The following is a 24330-nucleotide window of genomic DNA, read 5'->3' as shown; positions in this document are numbered from 1 at the left end:
GAAACCACATGCATAAATGCATCTATTTATCTGTTAGCGTTTCTTTTTCTTTCTCTTTGCTTTTGGAGCATTCTCGAAGTGTTTTCTCTCATTCTTTCCTTTACGTCTTGATTCACCTGTTTTTCCTTTACGATCCGTATCTCTATCTGATTTGCCTTTACGCGGGGCACGAGAGACACTGCCAGTAGAAAATACCTTCCCTTCTTTTTTCGGATCTCTGCGGCGAGTTCCCTTCATTCCTACTATTTCAAAGTCAATGGCACGTTCCTCTTTATTTACATTCACAACGCGAACAGTAATTTCGTCTCCAATACGGAAAACCTTCCCTGTTCGCTCGCCAATCATAGCAAAATGACGCTCATCATAACGATAGTAATCATCCGTCATATAGCTTACATGGACAAGTCCTTCAATCGTATTCGTAAGTTCCACAAACATACCAAAATTTGTAACAGAACTAATAATACCATCATATTCTTCGCCAATTTTATCAAGCATGTACTCTGATTTTTTCAGTTCATCCGTTTCGCGTTCTGCTTCTACTGATCTTCTTTCCATACTAGAGGAGTGCTCAGCGATTTCTGTTAGGCGGCTGTTCCACTTTTCTTGTGTAGCAGAACTAATATCCCCTTCAATTAAATACGTACGAATTAAACGATGTACGATTAAATCCGGATACCGTCTAATCGGCGATGTAAAATGCGTATAAAATTCTGTTGATAAACCAAAATGCCCTAAGCTTTCTGGATAGTATTTAGCCTGCTGCATGGAGCGCAGCATGACAGTCGAAATAACCATCTCTTCAGGAGTTCCCTGTACTGACTCAATAATTTCTTGTAATGCTCTTGGATGAACAGAGTTAGCAGTACCTTTCACGATATAACCAAAATTTGTAATAAACTCGAAAAATCTTCTTAACTTTTCCTCTTTTGGATCTTCATGAATACGGTAAATAAATGGAACCTGCATCCAATGAAAATGTTCCGCGACTGTTTCGTTGGCAACAAGCATAAACTCTTCAATTAGTTTTTCTGCAACAGAACGTTCTCTTAAAATAACATCCTGTGGCTTTCCATCTTCATCTACAATTACTTTAGATTCTTTAAAGTCAAAATCAATGGCACCACGAGTCATCCGTTTTTTGCGCAGAATAGCTGCTAAATCCTCCATTCGTTCAAACATCGGGACAAGCCCTTCATACTTGGCTCTTAGTTCTTCATCTTTATCATGTAAAATCGAATTCACATCAGCATATGTCATGCGTTCCGTTGTTTTAATGACACTTTGAAAAATTTCATGGGAAACTACTTCACCATCAGACGTAATTTCCATCTCACAAGAAAGAGTTAAGCGATCAACCTTTGGATTTAAAGAACAAATTCCATTAGATAAACGGTGCGGAATCATTGGAATAACTCGGTCAACTAAATAAACGCTTGTTCCTCTCTCCTCGGCTTCTACATCTATTGGAGAGTTTTCCGTTACATAGTAAGAAACATCTGCGATATGCACCCCTAATTTATAATTACCGTTCTCTAACATCGTTACTGTAACGGCATCATCCAAATCCTTCGCATCTGCCCCATCAATTGTGACAATAGTTTCATTGCGCAAATCACGTCTATTGGCAATTTCCTCTTCATCAATCGTATCTGGTGCATTATTCGCTTGTTCTAACACGTTATCTGGAAAAGCAAGTGGTAATCCATGCTTATGTATTACCGATAAAATATCAACACCTGGGTCATTTTTGTGTCCAAGTATTTTAACAACCTCTCCCTCCGCATTCTTTCTGCCTTCAGGATAAGAAGTTAATTTCACGACAACCTTATGCCCTTCTATTGCCCCTTTTGTGCTGCCTTTTGGGATAAAAATATCTGTCGCGATTTTTTTATCATCAGGGATAACAAAGCCAAAATGCTTGCTCTCTGAATATGTACCAACAATTTGCTGGACTCCTCTTTCGATAATTCGTACGATTGTTCCTTCTCTTCTTTGGCCAGAACTTTCCGAAGTGACACGTGCTAATACAATATCACCATTTAACGCCGTTTTAACTTCATTAGGCGGTATAAAAATATCATCCATGCCTTGTTCTTCAGGGATAACAAACGCAAATCCTTTCGCATGACCAGCTAATTTCCCCCGAATAAGGTTCATCTTCTCTGGTAATCCATAACGATTGCTCCTTGTCCGAACAACTAGCCCCTTCTCTTCCATCTGTACAAGTGCCTTGACAAAATCTTTAAAGTGAGAAGAATCCTCTATTCCGAAAGCCTCTTCTAGCTCTTGCACGGTTAGTGGTTTATAGGCTTCATCTTTCATATAAGTTAATAGCTTCTCGACATTTTCTTTAATTATATCTTCCAAACAAAAAACCTCCTTTGCATCTTATTGATTCCAATCTAGTTTTTCTAAAAACTGATAGAAATCTTCAAAAACTTGTTCTTTTTCTTTATCATGTGTAATAACATGTCCAGAGTTTTCATACCATTTAATATCTTTTTGAATCGATTCCACTTCTTCATAAATGATATTTGCACTATTTGTATCAATCATTTGATCATGTCGTGCCTGAATAACAAAAACTGGTGAATAAATAAGATCAATCGATTCTCTTACTTCTTTGATTAAATTTTGTAATTCTTTTAATGTATTCATTGGCTTAAATTGAGCCATTTCCTGCTCAATAACTTCTTCTGATTTCTTCTCGCGCTGCTTATAATTACGAGCGTATTCAAGTACGCCTTCATACATGACATCTTCACTTTTAATGTACATTGGAGCACACATGGTTACGATACCCTTTACAGGTACAGTGTAACCTAATTTAAGGGAAAATACCCCTCCTAAAGAAAGACCTCCGACAGCAATTTCTTCAAATCCCATCTCCTTTAAATGCTGGTATGCTTCCGTTACATCCTTCCACCAATCCTTTGGCCCGTATTCCACTAATTCCTCTGGTGGTACTCCATGTCCTTTATATAAAGGTACATAGCAGGTGTAGCCCTTTGTATTTAAATATCTACCAAGCAAGCGTACATCTGATGTATTCCCCGTAAAGCCGTGCAATAAAAGCACTGCACGTTTATTATCTCCTTTAAAGGTTAATGGTTTCTGTTCTACTATTTTCATTAGATAAACGCTCCTTTGTCTTATTATTTTCTCCTTCGCCCTATTCTATAATATAAAGTGACCAATTTATTTGAAAAAGAACTATCCTTCTATTTTAGTAAAAAAGAAAAGAAAGAATCCAGTCATATGATTACATCATACTATAGGTCTTTTATAAATCTTATGTACAACTCCATTTGTTTTCCGAAAAAAAACCTGACCTTTCTTGGCCAGGTTTTTTCATCTATACCGAATCTCGTTATTATAGATCAAAATAACTAACTGCAATCGTTAAGACAAAGAATAAAATTGCTAAAACGATTGTTGCATTGTGAAGGATTAATTCTAAACCACGTGCTTTTTGTTTACCAAATAACTGCTCTGCACCACCAGAAATTGCTCCAGATAGTCCAGCACTCTTACCATTTTGAAGAAGTACTACTACGATTAATGCAATCGCAACGATAATCAATAAAGTAATCAAAACTGTGTGTATCATATCAAACACCTCCATTAAAACCAACCTACATTAGTTTAAATGTATCATATTTTATGTTTTGTCACAATAGTATGTCGCGTCTTTGTCATAATAATTAGTAGAATACACTTTGGGATAGTTAATAATGATTGAAAGGTCTCTTAAACAAGATATATGTTGTTTGTTATGTTTACGAGTAGAGACAATGGCTCTCTGTTCCCTTCTTCAGCTTTTCTTCTTGTTTGCGGGCACAGAGAACGGCTCTCTGTTCCCTTTTTCAGCTTTTCTTCTTGTTTGCGGGCACAGAGAACGGCTCTCTGTTCCCTTTTTCAGCTTTTCTTCTTGTTTGTGGGCACAGAGAATGGCTCTCTGTTCCCTTCTTCAGCTTTTCTTCTTGTTTGCGGGCACAGAGAACGGCTCTCTGCTCCCTTCTTCAGCTTTTCTTCTTGTTTGCGGGCACAGACAATGGCTCTCTGTTCCCTTTTTCAGGTATCCCAGCCAGCTTATGTCACTGATGGATCCTCCCTCTCTTCTAATAAAAACACATTCCCAACTATAAAAAAAACCCTAGCTTAAAGGAAAACTCCTAAAGCTAGAGTGTTTATCAAGTTAAGTCAAACTTAACTTCAATTATTTTTTAAGGTTGTAGAAAGATTTAAGACCATCGTATACTGCTAACTCGCCAAGCTCGTCTTCGATGCGAAGAAGTTGGTTGTATTTAGCGATACGGTCTGTACGAGATAATGAACCAGTTTTGATTTGACCAGCGTTAGTAGCAACAGCGATGTCAGCGATTGTAGCATCTTCTGTTTCACCAGAACGGTGAGAAACTACTGCTGTGTAACCAGCACGTTTAGCCATTTCGATAGCATCGAAAGTTTCAGTTAAAGTACCAATTTGGTTAACTTTGATAAGGATTGAGTTTGCAATTCCTTTTTCGATACCTTCAGCTAATTTTTTAGTGTTTGTAACGAATAAATCGTCACCTACTAATTGTACTTTAGAACCGATGCGGTCAGTTAATAATTTGTGACCTTCCCAGTCGTTTTCATCTAAACCATCTTCAATAGAGATGATTGGGAATTCGTTAACTAATTCTTCATAGAAGCTTACTAATTCTTCAGAAGTTAAACCAGTACGGCCTTCTCCTGCAAGATCGTATTTACCAGTTTCTTTGTTGTAGAATTCAGAAGAAGCAACGTCCATACCTAAGAATACATCTTTACCAGGCTCGTATCCAGCTTTTTTGATTGCTTCGATGATTACTTCTAATGCTTCACGGTTAGAACCAAGGTTTGGAGCGAATCCACCTTCGTCACCTACAGCAGTGTTTAAACCTTTTGCATGTAAAACTGCTTTTAATGCATGGAATACTTCAGCACCAGTACGTAGAGCTTCTTTGAAAGTTGGAGCTCCTACTGGTAAGATCATGAATTCTTGGAAATCAACATTGTTATCAGCATGAGAACCACCGTTGATGATGTTCATCATTGGAGTTGGTAATTGTTTCGCGTTGAATCCACCAAGGTAACGGTATAATGGAAGACCTACTACTTCAGCAGCAGCATGTGCAACAGCCATAGATACACCTAGGATTGCGTTAGCACCTAATTTACCTTTGTTTTCTGTACCATCAAGTTCGATCATTGTTCTGTCGATTCCAACTTGATCTGTAACGTCCATACCGATGATTGCTTCAGCAATTACTTCGTTTACGTTTTCTACTGCTTTAAGAACACCTTTACCAAGGTAACGAGATTTGTCACCATCACGCAATTCAACTGCTTCGTATTCACCAGTTGAAGCACCAGATGGAACTAGTGCACGACCAAAGAATCCTGATTCAGTTAATACTTCTACTTCTACTGTTGGGTTACCACGTGAATCTAATACTTCACGAGCATATACTTGTTGAATATAAGGCATAATATTCTCTCCTTTTAAAATAATCTTATTTTTTAATAATAGATGTCCCAGTCATTTCTGCTGGCTTTTCAACACCTAATAAATCTAACATTGTAGGAGCTAAATCTCCTAAAATACCATCTGTACGTAATTCAGCATTTTTATCTGTTACGATAACAGGTACTGGATTTGTTGTATGTGCTGTCATTGGTTTTCCTTCAAGTGTTACCACTTCATCAGAGTTACCATGGTCAGCAGTGATAATAGCTTTACCACCTTTTTGTTCAATTAAAGTGATAATTTTTCCTAAACATTCATCCACTGTTTCAATCGCTTTGATTGTTGGTTCAAGCATTCCGGAGTGCCCAACCATATCAGGGTTTGCGAAGTTTAGAATAATTGCATCAAAATTATCTGCCTCAATTTCCTTCAATAGCGCATCTGTTACTTCATATGCACTCATTTCAGGTTTTAAATCATAAGTTGCCACTTTTGGTGAATTGATCAAAATACGTTTTTCACCAGGGAACTCTGCTTCACGTCCACCGCTCATAAAGAATGTAACATGTGGATATTTTTCCGTTTCCGCAATACGAAGCTGAGTCAAGCCATTTTGTGCAAGAACTTCCCCTAAAGTGTTATCAAGGTTTGTTGGCTTGAATGCAACATACCCATTTACTGTTTCACTAAAATGAGTTAAACATACAAAGTAAAGATTTTTTGGATGTTTTTCTCCACGATCAAATGAACGGAAGTCCTCATTTGTGAATGTATTCGAAATTTGAATAGCACGGTCAGGACGGAAGTTATAAAAAATTACAGCATCTTCATCTTCAATCGTTGCAACTGGTTCGCCGTTCTCTTTTGTGATAACAGATGGAAGCACGAACTCATCAAAGATTCCGTTATTGTAGTTATCTTCCACTACTTGTAATGGATCAGAATATGCTGGTCCTTCTCCATATACCATTGCGCGGTATGATTTTTCTACTCGGTCCCAACGCTTATCTCTATCCATAGAATAGTAGCGTCCAGAAATAGTAGCAAATTCACCTACACCGTATTCAGCGATTTTTTCTTGTGTAGCTTTAATATATTTTTCAGCAGTCTTTTGACCGACGTCTCGGCCATCTAAGATACCGTGAATGTATACATTTTCTACTCCTTCTTCTTTAGCTAAACGAAGAAGTGCAAACATATGCTCAATGTGGCTATGAACTCCACCATCGGATAATAATCCGAATAAATGAAGATTTTTGCCTTTTTCTTTTACATGCTTAATTGCATTAACAAAAGTTTCGTTTTTATAAAATTCGCCTTCTCTTATAGACAGATTTACTCTTGTTAAACTTTGATATACGATCCGGCCGGCACCGATATTCAAATGTCCAACTTCAGAGTTACCCATTTGTCCTTCTGGAAGACCAACAGCTTCCCCGCTAGCTACTAAAGTAGCATGAGGATAAGAATTCCAATATTTATCGAAATTAGGCTTATTTGCTTGTGCTACCGCATTACCCATGCGTTCACTTCTTAAAGCAAAACCATCTAAAATGATTAAAGCTACTGGAGATTTACTCATTCTTACCTGCCTCCAATAAAGCTAAAAAGCTTTGAGCTTCTAGGCTAGCTCCGCCTACTAATGCTCCGTCAATATCTGGCTGTGCCATATATTCTTTAATGTTTTCAGGCTTAACGCTGCCACCGTATTGGATGCGAATTTCTTCTGCAACTTCTGGTGAAAATTGTTCACTTACTACTTTACGAATATGTGCACATACTTCGTTTGCATCTGCAGAAGTAGAAGATTTACCTGTTCCAATTGCCCAGATTGGCTCATATGCAACAACTGTTGCTTTTGCTTGTTCTGGAGTTAAACCATTAAGTGCTTTTGTTACTTGAGTTGCAACAAAGTCATTTGTTTCACCATTTTCTCTTTGCTCTAGTGTTTCACCACAGCAAACAATTGGAGTTAAACCATTTTCAAATGCAGCGATTGTCTTTTTGTTAACAGACTCATCTGTTTCATTAAAGAACTCACGACGCTCTGAATGTCCAAGTACTACATATTTTGCACCGATATTTTCTAATGCAACTGGGCTGATTTCGCCAGTGAATGCACCATTTTTTTCGAAATGCATATTTTGTGCACCGATTTTTACATCTGTGCCATCAGTTAATTCTACTAATTGCCCTAAAAATAACGCAGGAGCACAAACAACTGTATCCACTTTTTCACTTGATGGAACAGATGCTTTTACTTCTTGGATAAACTCAACAGCTTCAGGAAGTGTTTTGTTCATTTTCCAGTTACCTGCAATAATTGGTTTGCGCATGTTAAACATCCTTTCATGCATATCTATAAAGATATTATTTGTCGTTTAAAGCCACTACACCTGGAAGTTCTTTACCTTCCATAAACTCTAATGAAGCACCGCCGCCAGTAGAAATATGACTCATCTTATCTGCTAAATCAAATTTCTCAACTGCTGCTGCAGAATCTCCACCACCGATTACTGAATATGTATCTTGAGATTCAGCAAGTGCTTCAGCTACTGCTTTTGTACCATTTGCAAATGCATCTAATTCGAATACACCCATTGGTCCATTCCAAATTACTAATTTAGAATTTTTAATAACATCTGCATAGATTTCACGTGTTTTAGGTCCGATATCTAATGCTTCCCAATCAGCTGGGATTTCTTCGATAGAAACAGCTTTGATGTTTGCATCATTTGAGAAATCATCTGCAACGATCACATCAACTGGCATATAGAATTTAACACCTTTTTCTTTTGCTTTTTCCATATAAGATTTAGCAAGATCGATTTTATCTTCTTCTAATAAAGATTTACCAATTTCATGGCCAAGAGATTTAACAAAAGTATAAGCTAATCCTCCACCGATAATTAAGTTATCTACTTTATCAAGAAGATTTTCAATTACACCAATTTTATCCTTAACTTTCGCTCCACCAATGATAGCTGTGAACGGACGATCAGGATTAGATAAAGCTTTGCCAAGAACATCTAGTTCTTTTTGCATTAATAATCCAGATACTGCTGGAATATGATGAGCAATTCCTTCTGTTGAAGCATGAGCACGGTGTGCAGCACCAAATGCATCATTTACAAATACATCTGCAAGTTCTGCATATTGTTTTGCTAACTCTGCATCATTTTTTTCTTCACCAGCATTGAAACGTACGTTTTCAAGAAGGATAACATCTCCTTCTGCTAACTTGCTGATTTGTGCTTTAACAGCTTCGCCATATGACTCATCTGCTTTAGCAACTTCTTTCCCTAGTAATTCAGAAAGGCGTTTTGCAACAGGAGTTAAACGTAGCTCTTCTACAACTTCACCTTTTGGACGTCCTAAGTGACTTGCTAGAATAACAATTGCACCACTCTCAACTAATTCTTTAATTGTTGGAAGTGCAGCTTGAATTCTTGTTTCGTCCGTAATTTGTTGATCTTTCATCGGTACGTTGAAGTCAACACGAACAAATACTTTTTTCCCTTTTAAATCAATATCACGAATTGTTTTCTTGTTCATTATAGGTACCCTCCACTGCATATTTTTAAAATAGCGGAAACAAAGTTGTTTCCGCTGTTAGATTAAAGGGGGTGCTTATTAACTCGCACATAATTCCATTTATAAAGGGAAATTATTTTGTTGCAAGTTGTGCAAAGTGCTTAACAGTTCTTACTAATTGGTTAGTGTAAGACATTTCGTTGTCATACCAAGCAACTGTTTTAACAAGTTGTTGATCACCAACAGTGATAACTTTTGTTTGAGTTGCATCGAATAATGAACCATAGCTAATTCCGATAATATCAGAAGAAACAAGCTCTTCTTCAGTGTAACCGAAAGATTCGTTAGCAGCTTCTTTCATTGCAGCGTTGATTTCTTCAACTGTAACTTTTTTATCAAGAACAGTTACAAGCTCTGTTAATGAACCAGTTTTAACTGGAACACGTTGAGCAGCACCGTCTAATTTACCTTGTAATTCAGGTAATACTAAACCGATTGCTTTTGCAGCACCAGTTGAGTTAGGAATAATGTTTTCAGCAGCTGCACGAGCACGACGGAAGTCACCTTTTGGATGTGGAGCATCTAAAGTATTTTGGTCGCCTGTGTAAGCGTGAATTGTAGTCATTAAACCAGATACGATACCATATTTGTTTTGAAGAACTTGTGCCATTGGAGCAAGACAGTTAGTAGTACAAGAAGCACCAGAAATAACTGTTTCAGTTCCATCAAGAACATCATGGTTAACATTGTAAACAACTGTTTTCATTTCGCCAGTTGCTGGAGCAGAGATAACTACATTTTTAGCACCTGCTTGAATATGAGCTTCTGCTTTTTCTTTTGTTGTGAAGAAACCAGTAGATTCGATAACTGTATCTACACCAAGTTCTCCCCATTTAAGATCAGCTGGGTTTCTTTCAGCAGTTGTAACAACTTTTTGACCATTTACTAAGAAATAACCTTCGTGTACTTCGATTTCACCTTGGAAAGTTCCTTGAGATGAATCATATTTTAAAAGATGTGCTAGCATTTTAGTATCAGTTAAATCATTGATTGCAACCACTTCTAATTCTGGGTTTTCCATGATTTTTCTGAATGCCAAACGTCCGATACGTCCAAAACCGTTAATACCTACTTTTACTGTCATTGTAAATTTCCTCCTCTAATTTTAAGAGTATTAAATATATAAAGGGATTTCCCATTATATCAACTTTTTTGCGGCTCCTTCATCTGTTATTAAAATAGTTGAAGTTGGTGCTTCCTTTAGATAAGCACGAATAGCCTTTGACTTCGATGCTCCACCTGCTACAGCGATGATATTAGGTACAGTAGATAAGTCTTCCAGTCTAAGGCCAATTGTTTGTACCTTGTGGACAACTTCTCCCTCTTCATTAAAATAGTACCCGAATGCTTCGCCAACAGCTTCTGCATTTTTAATCTTTTCTAGGTCACTTTTGCTGGTATTTCTGCGATTCGCCATTGTAAGCGCCTCGCCAATGCCGTGAACTAAAAGATTTGCGGAACGAATGAGTTTTAACACTTCGCTGATACGAGGGTCTGTGGAAATGCTTTTGTACATTTCTTCGCTGACCTCATCAGGAGCGTATAAAACCCGATGTTTTGATGCAGTATGATCTGCCATCATGGAACAAATTGTATTCGCCTGATTTTTGACATCTTCTCCTATTCCACCACGTGCCGGGACAAATAATAATTCCCCATCTGCAATATTAGGCGTCAGTGCCTCTGCAACAGAGGACATAGTAGTCCCACCAGTAACTGCGATGATATTATTTCCCTTTAGAAGAGATTTCATACAATTTGCTGTGGCAAGTCCTAATTCTTTTTTTACCCATGGAGAGTGATCACTGTCTCCAGCTACAATGATAACTCGGTTAATACCTAGTTTTCTTTGCAGTAGCTGCTCCATTTCGTTAATACCCGTTACTTCTCTCATTACACTAGAAAGACTTTCCAACACTTCTTCCCCTATCGAAGTGACTGTCATGCCGATGTTTGAAATATGTATAAGCTGCTGCTCCTTTAAAAACTCGACTTCACTTCTCAAGACTCTTTCGGTCAGTCCTAGGCTCACTGCCAGACTTCTTCTTCCGACAGGCTGCATATTCTTGATATATTGCAGAATATAGTACCTTTTTTGCATAACTGTAAGTAAATCAGGTAATAATCTTTTTTGAATCTCAATAAATGAAACCATGCTTTTGATGCGCTCCTTCACTTACAGTGGTCGTCAGAAGTCCCACATAGACATTTTCCGTCCCGGGTACTACAAAAAAATAATTCCTTGCTACAAGAACAATTCTAACACCAGTATAGTATGAATTCAACTGATATGTGTCTATTTTTTGTTAAATTTGGCGAAAAAGTGTCGTTCTATCTTTTCATATTATTTGGAATTAAATGATTATTGTTCGTCAACATTATAATTTTATTTATTGTCCCTTAGATTAAAATGTACTAATTATTAATAAGGAAGCAAAACTCTATGCCTTCCACCGAGATCAGTCTTCATTTCAATATAAATCTATCTTGACTAAAGCCAATCTAAACAAAAATGGGTTATCTTTGTATCAAAAATTTGGGTGCAACGCACTTAATTGAATAAATCACAAAAAACAAAATGATGGAACCTATATACCATCATTTTGGTACATAGGATTAATAATATTTACATTATCCATAACTACTTTTGGATGAAAATCAAGGATCATATGACCAATATTAGGGATAAGCTTATATATGGCATGGTGAATATCTTTCTTTAATCGCTCGGCTTGCTCAATTGTACCGAACGGATCCTTCTCTCCAACTACCGGTACATGTGTCTTTCATAAAGTATTCCTCCTTAATTAGTTCTACAATCCTATAACTAATTCAAAATCCTTTTTAATATCTACAAAATGGCAAAAAGTAGTCGATATAATTAGATAGGAACACATTCAAAAAATAGAGAAAGGAACAAAAAATACATGAATTTTCTAAATAGGATAAAATCAAGTGTACTTTCTAGACGATATTCTAAGGCTTTTAATATAGGAAATAATTTTTCTTTTGGAGAAATCACTTTAGTCGGCCGACAAAAAGACTGTATCAATATTGGAAATAATGTTACTATACTACGATATACTGAAATTTTAGGCAAACCAGAACTTCCAATTTACATTGGTGATAATACTTATATTAATCAGAGATGTGTAATAAGACCCAATACAAAGATTGGTAGGAGAGTTAGTATTGGTCCCGGTGTGATGTTAATGACAGATACTCATTTAGTTGGCTCACCCAAAAGAAGAGCAGGTAAATCAATTAACCCACCTATTATAATTGAGGATGGTTGTTGGATTGGCGCTCACAGTACGGTTTTGGGTAATGTAACTATTGGTAAAGGGACTATAATAGGAGCCGGCAGTGTTGTAAATAAAGATTGTGAACCAAATAGTTTATACGCTGGAGTTCCCGCACGGTTTGTTAAGAAACTCGAACATTAATCATACATATACGGTCTATAACATCTAAATACTTACCATAAAATGCCCTACTCTGAAGAGTAAAGCTTTTTCACTCGAATTTTAGAAATTGTATAGTTCTTGTCCAATTTTATTCCATGATTTTATTTGAACAATTGTACTTCCATACTTTACTGCTAAAGTAGAGACAGTATCACCACTCTTTACTGTATGGTATTTAGCAGCAGTCTTGGTTGCCACTTTCTTTGATGTAAGTACTTTTACCGTTTTACCTGCATATATCATATCGCTCTTTAAACCAAAGGGATCTAGTGTAGAAAAATATTTGATTAATTCCAACTCCATCTCATCCATCTCCTCTTGAGCATAAAAAAAAGCCTATAAAAGAACCTAATTAAAAGAGTCCCCAAATACCGGGCCCCAGAAGTTAGAGTAGAAAATTCACTTTTGGGGGTGTTTTTATGGCCAAATATAGTGAGGAATTTAAAATAAAGCTTGTTAATGAGTATTTACATGTAAATTTTGGTTATAAATTATTGGCGAAGAAATACAATATGCCCTCTCAAAAACCATTACAAGATTAGGTTAAGAGCCTATAAGATACAAGGGATGGAAGGGTTAAAGCAAATAAAGTGAAATAAAATAAGGATTTTTCGAGGAGAGCCGGACAAAAAAACACTCCTCAAAAAAATCCTTATTTATCAACATTTTAGCGCCCTCGGAGGGAATCGAACCCCCATTTTAAGAACCGGAATCTTACGTGCTATCCGTTGCACCACGAGGGCATTATGTTAAAGTTACGCTTTCATATTATAAGCGAACTTTCCGTATATTGCAATAGAAGATGTTTAAAAAAAGGTGCAGTGGGTATCATGGAGAAAGGATTGTAACCGGAATAAAGAGATGGTATTTGATAATAGCTTTCTATATCACCAATAATGAAAAAGATGTCGAATGATATTTTCAGGGAATCAAGCTTTAACGTTTGACCTTAATTGACCATCCGTGTATCATTAGGAATACATACAGTTTAGATGTTTTTCATCTGACTGAAGAAACAAATACTTATGCTTTTCGAACAGATATTAAAAAGGAGGATTTTAAATGAATTTAATCCCTACAGTTATTGAGCAAACAAATAGAGGAGAACGTGCTTACGATATCTACTCTCGTTTATTAAAAGACCGTATTATTATGTTGGGCAGTGCTATCGATGATAACGTTGCTAACTCTATCGTATCACAGCTTTTATTCTTAGAAACAGAAAATCCTGAAAAAGATGTATCTATTTATATCAACAGCCCTGGTGGAAGCATCACTGCTGGTATGGCAATTTATGATACAATGCAGTATATTAAGCCAGATGTGCAAACAATTTGTATCGGTATGGCTGCTTCTATGGGTGCATTCTTACTTGCTGCTGGTGCAAAAGGTAAACGTTATGCATTGCCTAATAGTGAAGTGATGATTCACCAACCACTTGGCGGAGCACAAGGTCAAGCAACTGAAATTGAAATTGCTGCTAAACGTATCTTATTCCTACGTGATAAATTAAACGGTATTTTATCTGAGCGTACTGGTCAACCAATGGAGGTAATCGCAAGAGATACAGAACGTGATAACTTTATGACTGCGGAAAGAGCAAAAGAATATGGTTTAGTTGACCATGTTATCAGTCGTAATTCACTTGAAGACAAGAAAAATTAATATAAAAACTCTTAATAATTAAAAAAGGCTATTCCAAATTAGATTTCTATAGATGGATATCATCTATAAAATTTTCCTATTTGGAACAGCCTTTTTCATTAGGAGAGTATTATTAAGCAGCTTTACTTTAATAAACCTGTTAAATTTTGAAGCGCTTCCACTTCATCACTGCCATCAACTATTAATTTTATTGTTGCCCCTGAATGAATAGCTAGACCCATTATTCCCATAATACTCTTTGCATTCACTCTTCTTCCATCCTTTTCAATAAATACTTCAGATAAATAATTACTTGCCTCTTGGACAAATAAAGCTGCGGGTCGTGCTTGAAGTCCAGATTTTAAGTCCACTGTAATCTCTTGCTCTACCATCGAACATCCTTCCCTTCACCAATGTAGTAATATATCTATTATACAAGGAAAAGGAAATTTTTGCTCGATTCACCATAAAGAATATTCAGTTTAGAACAATTTTTCTGATAATAATTTCAAAAAACAAAAATGGATAATATATACCTTTTCTTGATATATTATCCATTCTTATTAATTGACTTTTTCTCCACGACGAAGTGCATCGGCAATTTCATCTATTTTTCTTAAACGGTGATTGATGCCAGATTTACTGATGTTACCAGATGATACCATTTCTCCTAATTCTTTTAAAGTTACATCTTGATAGGCAACTCGAAGTTCGGCAATTTCTCTAAGTTTATCAGGTAAAATTTGTAAGCCGACTGTTTTATCAATATAACGAATATTCTCAACCTGTCTTAATGCAGCCCCAATTGTCTTATTTAAATTAGCTGTTTCGCAATTGACTAAACGGTTAACTGAATTTCTCATATCTCTCACAATTCGAATGTCTTCAAAACGAAGAAGCGCTCCATGGGCACCGATAATATTAAGAAATTCGGTTATTTTTTCTGCTTCCTTTAAATAAGCAATAAAACCTTTTTTTCTTTCTAATGTCTTACTTTTTAACCCAAATGTATTCATTAAATCACTAAGCGCAATAATATGTTCTTTATATAAAGAAGCGATTTCCAAATGGTAGGAAGAAGTTTCTGGGTTATTAACCGAACCTCCTGCTAGAAAGGCTCCGCGTAAATAAGATCGTTTACAGCATTTTTTCTTAATAAGATCTGGAGAAATTTCATGTGTAAACACAAAACCTTCTTTAAGAATGCTCAGTTCCTCAAGCACTTCTTTTCCTTGATTAGAAATTCGCACAATATAGACATTGTTCTTTTTTAAACGCATTTTTTTGCGGACTAATAGTTCAACCGGGATATCAAAATACCTTTTTATTAGCGTATAAATTCTTCTTGCGATAGCTGCATTCTCTGTCTGGATATTTACAACTAGCCTCTGGTTAGAAAAGGAAAGTGTCCCATTCATTTGAATTAATGCTGATAATTCTGCTTTTCCACAACAATTTTTGGCTTCAATTGTTGTTAATTCTTTTTTAGTTTCTGAAGCAAAAGACATGTCCTTCCCCCCTTATAGACTCGGAGTATATTGTTCCAATACCTTGTCTAAAAAGTTACTCTTCTTTCAATCGATAATTGAATAGAGAATTTTCGCCACTTCTAGAGTATTATGGCGAATAACACCTTGATCAAGCTTAATGATATCACCAGCTATTACATCTAAATCCATCCGTTCCAGCCGATTAATATCAAAAACCACAGGCTTTGCTTTTTCTTCATCATATCTTTGTTGTATACTTGCAGGAATATTCGTTTTGTTCACGATTATTGTATCAATAAATGGCTTTTCTACATGTTCATATAGTGCCTTCACATGATCACTTGCCGTATAATCGGACGTTTCTCCTGCTTGTGTCATTATATTGCACACATAGACTTTTTTCGCTTTCGCTTCTCGGACTGCCGCTTTGATTTCTGGAACGACTAAGTTTGGTAAGATACTAGTATATAAGCTTCCAGGCCCCATCACAATTAAATCGGCTTGCTCGATAGCATGTATCGTTTCAGGAAGCGGCTCAGAATCTTCGGGGGTTAGGAAAACTTTTTTTATCTTTTTCCCAGCCTCTGGAATATTAGACTCCCCTATTACAATCGATCCATCTTCCATTACCGCATTTAAGATAACACTATGACTAGTCGCAGGTAATACTTTACCACGGACATTAAGTACTTTGCTCATTTCTTGAATCGCATAGGTAAAGTTACCAGTAATGGAAGTCATGGCCGCTAAGATTAAGTTACCTAATGAATGTCCATCTAAATCTTTGCTATTCGTGAAGCGATGTTGAAACATTTCCTCCACTAAGGGCTCGACATCCGATAACGCGGCTAACACATTACGAACGTCTCCAGGAGCAGGGATATCGAGATCCTCTCTTAATCTTCCAGAGCTTCCTCCATCATCGGCTACTGTTACGATTGCCGTTATGTCTACTGGATACTTTTTCAATCCACGCAGAAGCACAGAAAGGCCAGTTCCTCCCCCGATGATTACAATTCTTGGCTGTTCCTTTTCACTCATGCCTGTTGGTCCTTTCTCCTCTCCATATCACGGTGAGCAATAGCAATATTATATTCTTTTTCAAAATGATGGCCGATATACTCAGCTAATGCAACAGATCGATGCTGTCCCCCAGTACAGCCAATCGCAATAACTAGCTGCGATTTTCCTTCTCTCTTATATTGAGGCAGCATAAATGTTAATAAATCAATGACTTTTTCTAAAAATTGGCCTGTTTCCGTCCATTTCAATACATAACTGGATACCTCTACGTCTAATCCAGTTTTCGGTCTCATATGCTCAACGTAATGAGGGTTTGGTAAAAAACGCACATCAAATACTAAATCCGCATCAATAGGAAGTCCATGTTTAAATCCAAAACTCATCACATTTACAGTAAAGATAGATTGTTTATTAACAGAGAATTCTTTTAGAATCTTTTCACGAAGTTCTCTCGGTGAGCTTTGTGATGTATTATAAATAATTTGCGCTCTTCCTTTGAGCTCTTCTAACAATTCTCGTTCCAATTTAATTCCTTCTAAAGGAAGCCCAGCCGGTGCAAGGGGATGAACTCTTCTAGTCTCCTTATATCTTCTAACAAGGGCACTGTCATCAGCGTCTAGAAAAAGGATCTTGGGAACAACCCAGGAAGTTGCCAAATCATCTAGTGCAGTGAACAAATCATCAAAAAATTCTCTCCCCCGCAAATCCATCCCAAGAGCAACCTTATTCATCTTATTCTCCGACTCTTTCATAAGTTCGAGAAACTTAGGTAAAAGTGTAGGCGGTAAGTTGTCCACACAAAAAAAGCCTAAGTCTTCAAAGCTTTGAATAACAACTGTTTTTCCTGCTCCTGACATACCTGTGATGATTACGACTTGTGGTTCCATTTTAATTCCCCCTATAAATCTTTAGCTTGGATCTAATCGGTAACTAATTAATTCGAAATCTGGTGTATAAGTAAATGTTCCATAGATTATTCCATTTCCATGGATCATGTAATCTAAAATATGATAATCGCCCTCAGCCATTGGCAAATTTTTCACATCATCTAAATCGTGCCAGACAATTTTCCCTTCAGCTGATTCGTCTACATTGACACCATCTGCATTCGTAGAGAAAAAGGTGAACATCATCCACTCCGATATAATCTTATCTCCCTCTTTAATAATAAAGGTAAAAATTCCTTTGATGTTAGGATTTCGTAAATAAATACCTGTTTCTTCTCTATACTCACGAATACAGGAATCTCTAACAGATTCTCCCGGCTCCATTTTTCCGCCAGGCGCTACCCACCAGCCACGTCTTGGTTTTTGTAGCAATAAGACTTTATTATCTTTAAGTAACAAACAATTCGTCACACGTTGCAAAATTATTCACCCCAATTTTCTCTATATGTAGGCACTGCTTTTTATCCATTCCTTTTATTATACTATTATTGTCATGCCCCCACAATAAATTGCCTTTTCCAATTATGAAGGATTCTTTATTCCTGATAGAGAAATGATTATATATCTTTAGAAAAGGATGTGGATAGTCTTGTATGTTAACCCTGTTAAAAAGGATTTAAAGGTAAGAAAATTAGAAGCACTCTTAAAACGCGGAGATAAACATTCGTCCATCAAAAAAGATGTATCGATTTATTTACGCGGCTATAAAGGAGAAAAGTACCTAACCTATTATCTCGATTTTATCCCTGAGAAGGAATGCTTTATTATTCATAATCTTCGTTTATACGATGGAAAATCTTATTTTCAAATAGACTATCTCTTGTTGACACATTGCTTTTTTATTATCATTGATTGTAAAAACTATTTAGGCACATTACTATTTGATACAACTTTAAACCAATTTACCCGAATTCGAAATAATCAAGAAGAGGGCTACCTGGATCCCATCTCTCAAATGAAAAGATTAAAGCGCCAACTAGAATCGTTCTTACAAAAACGCCACTTTCCTATTCCTCCTATCAAGCCAATCGTTATTATATCCAAACCTTCTACTATCATAAAGGCAATCCCTCGATAAAAAATCATGTTCTCCACAGTCATAGTTTTCTTGAAAAATGGGATCAATTACAAAGGAAATATTCTCGATGACAAGAGCCTTCGCAAAATCTCCAAATTCCCGCAACAAGCATCACACTCCAGACCATACTAATTTATTGAAAAAATACAATTTAAGTAAAGAAGATATTATAACAGGCGTTCATTGCACGGCATTTGATAAAAAACCCCTTATTAAAGCAGTGAAAGATTATTTTCTTTTAATCAAACCTTCTATAACCAGTAAGGAATTTCGTGAATTCGTCCATATTTCTTCCAAAGATACCGCCAATCGACTTCTTGTCTCGATGAATTACCTTATACAGGTGAAAATCGAGGGAAAATTTATTACCCTACAAAAGATTTTTGGGAATGAATAGAAGTACTTACACTATATTCGCGTAATCACCTCTTAAATTCGCGAAAAATAACATTTATCAGCCAAATCCTACTAAATCGAGTAAAATCCATAAAAAAAGGCATAGGCTCCATGTTTGGGCCTATGCTAAAAAATATATCTTAAAAGGGGGTCAATTTCTATTTCTATGATACCCTAACTATGTTTCACTACTGTTACATTCCAATTAAAACACAATGACACTTTCTTATGCTTGTTGTTTTAACTCTTCAGCTAGCTCTTCTACATAGTGTTGTGCACTTTGCGCGGCGATACTTCCGTCTCCTGTTGCTGTAACAATTTGACGAAGTGTTTTTTCACGAATATCACCAGCTGCAAAAATACCAGGCACCTTTGTTTCCATTTGGTCATTTGTTTCAATATAACCATTTTCATTGGTAATCCCTAAGCTTTCAAACGGTTTAGATAATGGAACCATGCCAATGTAAATAAAGACACCATCTGCCTCTAATTCTTGCTCGGACTGATCTACTGTCGAAACAAGTGTCACACTGCCCACTTTGCCCTCTTTTTCATTAATGGACTTAATGGTATGATTCCAGATAAAGTCTACTTTTTCATTATCAAACGCTCTTTTTTGCAAGATTTTTTGTGCTCTTAATTCGTCACGTCTGTGCACAATGGTAACTTGGGAAGCAAAACGAGTTAAGTATACCCCTTCTTCAACAGCTGAATCTCCGCCGCCAATAACGAATAATCGCTTATTCTTAAAGAATGCTCCATCACAAACAGCACAATAAGATACGCCGCGTCCACCTAATTCTTTTTCCCCAGGAACTCCAACTTTTTTATATTCTGCACCTGTTGAAATAATAATAGATCTTGCTTTAAATTCTTTTGATCCAGCTTTTACTGTTTTATATTCTTTTCCATCCACTATTTCCTTAATGTCACCATATGCGTATTCAGCACCGAATTTTTTCGCATGATTAAACATTTTATTGGATAAATCAGGGCCTAAGATACTTTCAAATCCAGGGAAATTTTCTACATCTTCTGTATTTGCCATTTGCCCGCCTGGTATTCCTCTTTCAATCATTAATGTAGAAAGATTAGCACGAGATGTATAAACCGCAGCTGTCATTCCAGCTGGACCTGCTCCAATTATAATAACATCATAAATTTTTTCTTCCGTCATTTTAAAAACTCCTTTTCCATTAACTACCTATTAGATGATAGAATCCACATTGTCCATTTATTATTATAAGTATGATTATCTATTACTATCCTATAAAACAATCCCCTATCCGTCCAAATATCTGCTCATAAATTATTATAATAAATTCTTTAATTTCTTTGCTTCATTTTCTAAAATCAGCCGACGTTCTCGTATTTCGCTTTCCTCTTGCAGCAGCTTCTCTAATTGTCCCGTTAAAATTTGATGAACTTGGCCAATTAATTGCTTATCCCCATAATCCACTGCCTCTTTTAAAGAAGAGATTTTCTGAATATCTTTTAAGGAAAAACCATATTTTTTCAACTCATTTACCACTTGAAAGTCGAGGATTTCTTTATCACTATATTCCTTTTTATTATTTTGCCAATTTGGTTTTAATAAATTTAGCTCTTCATAATGCCGAACAGTATCTTTTGTTGTATTTAACAACGCTACAAATTCCCCAATTTTCATTTCTAATTCTCCTTTTTACTGGGACCTTTTCACTTAAGAAAGAACCGATTCAAATTACTTTTAAAACAGGGGAGATAAAATGTCACAAATTGGATAAATATTGTCTGATGTTGAAATGAAACATCGGTTTGGCATGTTCTTATTTGGTGTTACATCCCTATTCCATATACACTCTACATCCTTTCCTTTATCTGTATAAGCAATAATAAATGGGTTTTACTTATATGGAAAACTTCATATCATGCATCATATCGTTAGATTAATTATAACTCTTTTTATTATATATTTAATGTGTCATCTTTTTAAAGCTTATAAAAAAGAAGCAGTCCAACTCCTAACTGCTTCTTCCTACTATTTATTCAATAAATGCATAAAACATCAAAATAATGGAATCTTAGTTATAGATGGGCTGCATAAAATTCTTCATTGATTTTATATATTTTTGTAAAGTAGAGGTAGAAAGTCCATAATTATTGGCAATTTCTTGCTGAGTTTTCTTCTTCTCTCGAGATTGACTCCACAGATAATCAATAGCAGCTGCACTTGCAATACAATTTTTAAATAAAGCTCCTTCTGTTTGCATTTCCATGATAGCTGAAAACCATAATAAATATAAGCTAGTTTCTTCCGTACCAATTGGATGATAGTTGGTATAAATTTGTTCGGCTGTATGATGTGCAACATATAAAAATGGATCCTCTATTTCAGTGCCATTTTTCACAAAATCACGATATTTTTTTTCTATTTGTGTAAAAGCATTCTCTTGCTGAAAAACAGAAGAAGACAAAATCTTATCTTTTTGAGAAGATATAGAAGTTAAAAAAGTAGCAAACATTCGCTCCTCAGCATGGCTGCTTTCAAATCTTTTGAGAATGGAGCTTACATGCTCCTCAAATCCATTGATTGTATATTCCGAGTTATTCCAAGGCTCTTGCCCTTCTTTTTCTGGATGGATATCCATTACCTTTTTCCATGCTTTCTTTGCTGTTTGCTTATTTCCTGTGTAATAAGCTGCATAAGATAGCCAATAGTAAAAAGAACCATCTCCCTGAAATCCTTGTTTATAAATCTTCTTCAACCAAAAATAGGCTGTATCATATTCACCAATAAGTGCGAAAGTAGTTCCTAGTTTGAACTGATGGTCAATAGAAATAGGGTTGATTTTTCTTAAAATAGCAGCCATTTCTTTCACATGTCTATCGTTATTTTGATAATAAGCAAATACAAGTTTATTACATAAAGCATGTAAGTTTCCGATATTATTCGTTAAAACATGCTCCAAAATCTCACTTGCCTTTTCCGATTGTCCAAGATAGAAATGGGCTAACGCTAAATTATTATATGCTGACCAGTATTCCGGATAATCTTGAATAATCTTTGTTAAAGCTTCGACAGCTTGTGCAAAGTTACCAGATTCAAGCAAAGCCCTTGCCTGCTCCTGTCTTGTAATAAGATCTTCTTCCTCGTTAGCTTCCTCTTCCTCGAGCTCCTCTGATTCGAGAGATAACACTTCCATAAGATCTTCTGTATCCTCTACAAACTCCCCATCTTTATCCAAACTTAAATATAGTTTTGCATGATAATATGCATCTTTAAAAAATCCCAAATGGGCGTAATTATTAGCTAGGAAATAATAACACTCAACCATGTCCTCATCTAATTCTTCAATAATAACATGGAGAAGTTCATTCGATTTTTGATATTCTCCAATATCTGCATAAACGACCGCAAGCTGACATGCAATCATTGGTTCTCCCGGTTCTAACGCCAGTGCTCTTTGCAAATATTTAAGGGATTTATAATAATCTCTTTGATGATATGCCTTAATTCCTTTGTTAAAATAAAATTCGCCTGTAGGATTAAATGTAATAAGTTTACCCACTGGTTGTACTCTATCTGAGTTTTTATTCATAAATCCTCCAATATATATGTTCCCTTATCAAGCTGCATTATAAAGTTCCTATTAACTCAACAAGTATACCATACTAAATACAAATCCGAGAAGAGTCAATGCCTTTTTGGAAAAACTTTTAGAGGGGGAAATTTAACTTAAGGAGACATGTATGGATGGAGCAAAAAAAGAGAGCGGCTCTCTAGATGAACCATTCTCTAGTTTGCTTACTTCCCTGTCTTTTCTTCATGGCGCGCTTCCAGCACCTGCAAAATCTCAGAAAATGGCAGTTTTTGTTCTCTTAATAAGACAAATAAATGGTAAAGAAGGTCAGATGCTTCCCACTTCAATTCTTCTGCATCGCGATTTTTTGCAGCAATAATAACTTCGGCCGCTTCTTCGCCAACTTTCTTGAGAATTTTATCTACCCCCTTTTCAAATAGATACGTTGTATAGGTACCTTCTGGGCGCTTAATATCTCTTTCTTCAATAACTTTCTCTAAATTAGCAAGAATTTGATAGTCCGCTGAAATTACATCCCTTGCTTTGTTTTGATACATGCTGTCTACAAAACAGCTTGTTGTTCCATTATGGCAAGCGGGACCATTCGGTTGAATTAGCACTACTAATGCATCTTGATCGCAGTCGTATTTTATTTCTACAATAGATTGTGTATTTCCACTTGTTCCTCCTTTATGCCATAATTCCTGTCTAGACCGGCTATAAAACCATGTTTCTCCGGTGCGTATGGATTTTTCTAATGATTCTTTATTCATATAAGCCAAGGTTAACACCTCTTTTGTCACAACATCCTGTACGACAGCAGGTATTAATCCTTTTTCATCAAATTTCAATTCATCTAATTTCATCGTACAAGCACTCCTTTTTCCTTTAAATAGCTCTTCACTTCCAAAACGGATGTTTCTTTATAATGGAAAATGGAAGCCGCAAGTGCAGCATCAGCTTTGCCCATTTTAAATGCCTCTTCAAAATGAGCGGCGTTACCGGCTCCTCCAGAAGCGATAACTGGAACAGAAACAGCCTCACTTACCGATTTGGTTAATGCTAAGTTAAATCCATTCTTCTCCCCATCCGTATCCATGCTTGTTAACAATATTTCCCCTGCTCCCAAAGCCACAGCCTCTTTTGCCCATGTAATTACATCCTTATTTACTGGTTTCCTACCACCATGAGTATAGACACGCCATGTGGCAAGCTCAGAATCATATTTAGCATCAATGGCAACAACGATACATTGAGATCCAAAAAAATTAGCTCCCTCTTCAATCAAAGCAGGGTTTAACACTGCTGCTGTATTTAAAGATACTTTATCGGCACCAGCCCGCAGAATTTTCTTCATATCTTCTAGGGAGTTTATTCCTCCTCCAACAGTAAAAGGAATGGCAAGTTCTGATGCAACTTCTTTTACTACCTCCACCATCGTTTTTCTACCTTCATGTGATGCAGAAATGTCGAGAAATACAAGCTCATCTGCTCCTTGTTCATCATAGAAACGCGCTAATTCAACGGGATCCCCCGCATCTCTTAATTGAACAAATTGAATTCCTTTGACCACACGTCCCTCTTTTACATCTAAACATGGAATAATTCGCTTTGTTAACATTAATAAACTC

General features: G+C 36.2%; 25 protein-coding genes and 1 tRNA gene. 5 read left to right on the top strand and 21 right to left on the bottom strand.

Annotated features, from left to right (window positions below):
* Positions 1 to 33: 33 nt before the first annotated feature.
* From rnr to NiCM35_RS06430, 9 genes are all read right to left on the bottom strand, one after another.
* Complete coding sequence (gene rnr / locus NiCM35_RS06470; protein ID WP_412973422.1) at positions 34 to 2325, bottom strand: ribonuclease R; 2292 nt, start codon at positions 2323 to 2325, stop codon at positions 34 to 36.
* Between the two features lie 66 nt (positions 2326 to 2391).
* Positions 2392 to 3135: an alpha/beta hydrolase gene (locus tag NiCM35_RS06465; protein WP_095330384.1), complete on the bottom strand. Its 744-nt coding sequence runs from the start codon at positions 3133 to 3135 to the stop codon at positions 2392 to 2394.
* A 241-nt stretch (positions 3136 to 3376) separates the two neighbouring features.
* Entirely contained in the window at positions 3377 to 3610 is a 234-nt protein-coding gene (secG, locus tag NiCM35_RS06460; RefSeq protein WP_031540682.1) for a preprotein translocase subunit SecG, read from the bottom strand.
* Between the two features lie 612 nt (positions 3611 to 4222).
* Positions 4223 to 5518, bottom strand: coding sequence for a phosphopyruvate hydratase (eno, locus tag NiCM35_RS06455; protein ID WP_095330376.1), 1296 nt, complete (start codon positions 5516 to 5518; stop codon positions 4223 to 4225).
* A 25-nt stretch (positions 5519 to 5543) separates the two neighbouring features.
* The gene (gene gpmI / locus NiCM35_RS06450; protein WP_047943787.1) at positions 5544 to 7079 is read right to left on the bottom strand and encodes a 2,3-bisphosphoglycerate-independent phosphoglycerate mutase; all 1536 of its coding nucleotides are present in this window, start codon (positions 7077 to 7079) and stop codon (positions 5544 to 5546) included.
* On the bottom strand, positions 7072 to 7833 hold the full coding sequence (gene tpiA, locus NiCM35_RS06445) for a triose-phosphate isomerase (RefSeq protein WP_047943786.1): 762 nt from the start codon (positions 7831 to 7833) through the stop codon (positions 7072 to 7074). The genes gpmI and tpiA overlap by 8 nt, the downstream gene beginning before the upstream one ends.
* A gap of 34 nt (positions 7834 to 7867) precedes the next feature.
* Entirely contained in the window at positions 7868 to 9052 is a 1185-nt protein-coding gene (locus tag NiCM35_RS06440; RefSeq protein WP_123258197.1) for a phosphoglycerate kinase, read from the bottom strand.
* Positions 9053 to 9164: 112 nt separating this feature from the next.
* Positions 9165 to 10175 carry a type I glyceraldehyde-3-phosphate dehydrogenase gene (gene gap / locus NiCM35_RS06435; RefSeq protein WP_047943784.1) on the bottom strand — a complete coding sequence of 337 codons (1011 nt, stop codon included), beginning with the start codon at positions 10173 to 10175 and terminating at the stop codon, positions 9165 to 9167.
* Between the two features lie 54 nt (positions 10176 to 10229).
* On the bottom strand, positions 10230 to 11246 hold the full coding sequence (locus NiCM35_RS06430; protein WP_095330374.1) for a sugar-binding transcriptional regulator: 1017 nt from the start codon (positions 11244 to 11246) through the stop codon (positions 10230 to 10232).
* Between the two features lie 772 nt (positions 11247 to 12018).
* On the opposite strand from NiCM35_RS06430, the gene NiCM35_RS06425 reads away from it, so the two are divergent.
* Positions 12019 to 12537 (top strand): acyltransferase, encoded by a 519-nt coding sequence (locus NiCM35_RS06425; RefSeq protein WP_433778979.1) that lies wholly within the window; start codon positions 12019 to 12021, stop codon positions 12535 to 12537.
* An 81-nt stretch (positions 12538 to 12618) separates the two neighbouring features.
* Here the strand turns inward: NiCM35_RS06425 and NiCM35_RS06420 are convergent, their stop codons facing one another.
* A complete protein-coding gene (locus NiCM35_RS06420) occupies positions 12619 to 12861 on the bottom strand; it encodes a LysM peptidoglycan-binding domain-containing protein (RefSeq protein WP_433778977.1) in 243 nt (80 codons plus the stop codon).
* Positions 12862 to 12977: 116 nt separating this feature from the next.
* On the opposite strand from NiCM35_RS06420, the gene NiCM35_RS06415 reads away from it, so the two are divergent.
* A complete protein-coding gene (locus tag NiCM35_RS06415) occupies positions 12978 to 13100 on the top strand; it encodes a hypothetical protein (protein WP_433778975.1) in 123 nt (40 codons plus the stop codon).
* A gap of 129 nt (positions 13101 to 13229) precedes the next feature.
* Here NiCM35_RS06415 and NiCM35_RS06410 read toward each other — a convergent pair.
* A tRNA-Arg gene (locus NiCM35_RS06410) sits at positions 13230 to 13301 on the bottom strand.
* Positions 13302 to 13620: 319 nt separating this feature from the next.
* Here NiCM35_RS06410 and clpP point away from each other — a divergent pair.
* Entirely contained in the window at positions 13621 to 14223 is a 603-nt protein-coding gene (gene clpP, locus NiCM35_RS06405; protein WP_047943782.1) for an ATP-dependent Clp endopeptidase proteolytic subunit ClpP, read from the top strand.
* 122 nt (positions 14224 to 14345) lie between these two features.
* Here the strand turns inward: clpP and NiCM35_RS06400 are convergent, their stop codons facing one another.
* From NiCM35_RS06400 to NiCM35_RS06380, 5 genes are all read right to left on the bottom strand, one after another.
* The gene (locus tag NiCM35_RS06400) at positions 14346 to 14594 is read right to left on the bottom strand and encodes an HPr family phosphocarrier protein (protein ID WP_095330373.1); all 249 of its coding nucleotides are present in this window, start codon (positions 14592 to 14594) and stop codon (positions 14346 to 14348) included.
* A gap of 171 nt (positions 14595 to 14765) precedes the next feature.
* Positions 14766 to 15710: a DNA-binding protein WhiA gene (whiA, locus tag NiCM35_RS06395; protein ID WP_047943780.1), complete on the bottom strand. Its 945-nt coding sequence runs from the start codon at positions 15708 to 15710 to the stop codon at positions 14766 to 14768.
* Between the two features lie 66 nt (positions 15711 to 15776).
* Entirely contained in the window at positions 15777 to 16733 is a 957-nt protein-coding gene (locus NiCM35_RS06390; protein ID WP_095330372.1) for a gluconeogenesis factor YvcK family protein, read from the bottom strand.
* Positions 16730 to 17602, bottom strand: coding sequence for an RNase adapter RapZ (rapZ, locus tag NiCM35_RS06385; protein WP_047943778.1), 873 nt, complete (start codon positions 17600 to 17602; stop codon positions 16730 to 16732). The genes NiCM35_RS06390 and rapZ overlap by 4 nt, the downstream gene beginning before the upstream one ends.
* 21 nt (positions 17603 to 17623) lie before the next feature.
* On the bottom strand, positions 17624 to 18082 hold the full coding sequence (locus NiCM35_RS06380) for an NUDIX hydrolase (RefSeq protein WP_047943777.1): 459 nt from the start codon (positions 18080 to 18082) through the stop codon (positions 17624 to 17626).
* Positions 18083 to 18251: 169 nt separating this feature from the next.
* On the opposite strand from NiCM35_RS06380, the gene NiCM35_RS06375 reads away from it, so the two are divergent.
* Both NiCM35_RS06375 and NiCM35_RS06370 read left to right on the top strand, forming a co-directional pair.
* Entirely contained in the window at positions 18252 to 18740 is a 489-nt protein-coding gene (locus NiCM35_RS06375) for a nuclease-related domain-containing protein (RefSeq protein WP_433778972.1), read from the top strand.
* A 67-nt stretch (positions 18741 to 18807) separates the two neighbouring features.
* Positions 18808 to 19137: a hypothetical protein gene (locus tag NiCM35_RS06370; RefSeq protein ID WP_095330370.1), complete on the top strand. Its 330-nt coding sequence runs from the start codon at positions 18808 to 18810 to the stop codon at positions 19135 to 19137.
* Positions 19138 to 19362: 225 nt separating this feature from the next.
* On the opposite strand, the gene trxB is transcribed toward NiCM35_RS06370, so the two are convergent.
* From trxB to hisF, 5 genes are all read right to left on the bottom strand, one after another.
* Positions 19363 to 20313 carry a thioredoxin-disulfide reductase gene (trxB, locus tag NiCM35_RS06365; protein WP_163187462.1) on the bottom strand — a complete coding sequence of 317 codons (951 nt, stop codon included), beginning with the start codon at positions 20311 to 20313 and terminating at the stop codon, positions 19363 to 19365.
* A 135-nt stretch (positions 20314 to 20448) separates the two neighbouring features.
* On the bottom strand, positions 20449 to 20805 hold the full coding sequence (locus NiCM35_RS06360) for a MerR family transcriptional regulator (RefSeq protein ID WP_433778970.1): 357 nt from the start codon (positions 20803 to 20805) through the stop codon (positions 20449 to 20451).
* A 394-nt stretch (positions 20806 to 21199) separates the two neighbouring features.
* Positions 21200 to 22717 (bottom strand): tetratricopeptide repeat protein, encoded by a 1518-nt coding sequence (locus tag NiCM35_RS06355; protein ID WP_095330367.1) that lies wholly within the window; start codon positions 22715 to 22717, stop codon positions 21200 to 21202.
* Positions 22718 to 22923: 206 nt separating this feature from the next.
* Positions 22924 to 23565, bottom strand: a complete 642-nt coding sequence (hisIE, locus tag NiCM35_RS06350; protein WP_095330366.1) for a bifunctional phosphoribosyl-AMP cyclohydrolase/phosphoribosyl-ATP diphosphatase HisIE — start codon at positions 23563 to 23565, stop codon at positions 22924 to 22926.
* On the bottom strand, positions 23562 to 24320 hold the full coding sequence (hisF, locus tag NiCM35_RS06345; protein WP_095330365.1) for an imidazole glycerol phosphate synthase subunit HisF: 759 nt from the start codon (positions 24318 to 24320) through the stop codon (positions 23562 to 23564). The genes hisIE and hisF overlap by 4 nt, the downstream gene beginning before the upstream one ends.
* Between the last annotated feature and the right edge of the window lie 10 nt (positions 24321 to 24330).

It is taken from the genome of Niallia sp. M35, from assembly GCF_050971705.1.
Classification (GTDB): Bacteria; Bacillota; Bacilli; order Bacillales; family Cytobacillaceae; genus Niallia; species Niallia circulans_A.
Note: the sequence above shows the minus strand (reverse complement) of the source record. Positions and strands in the feature narration are given on the sequence as shown.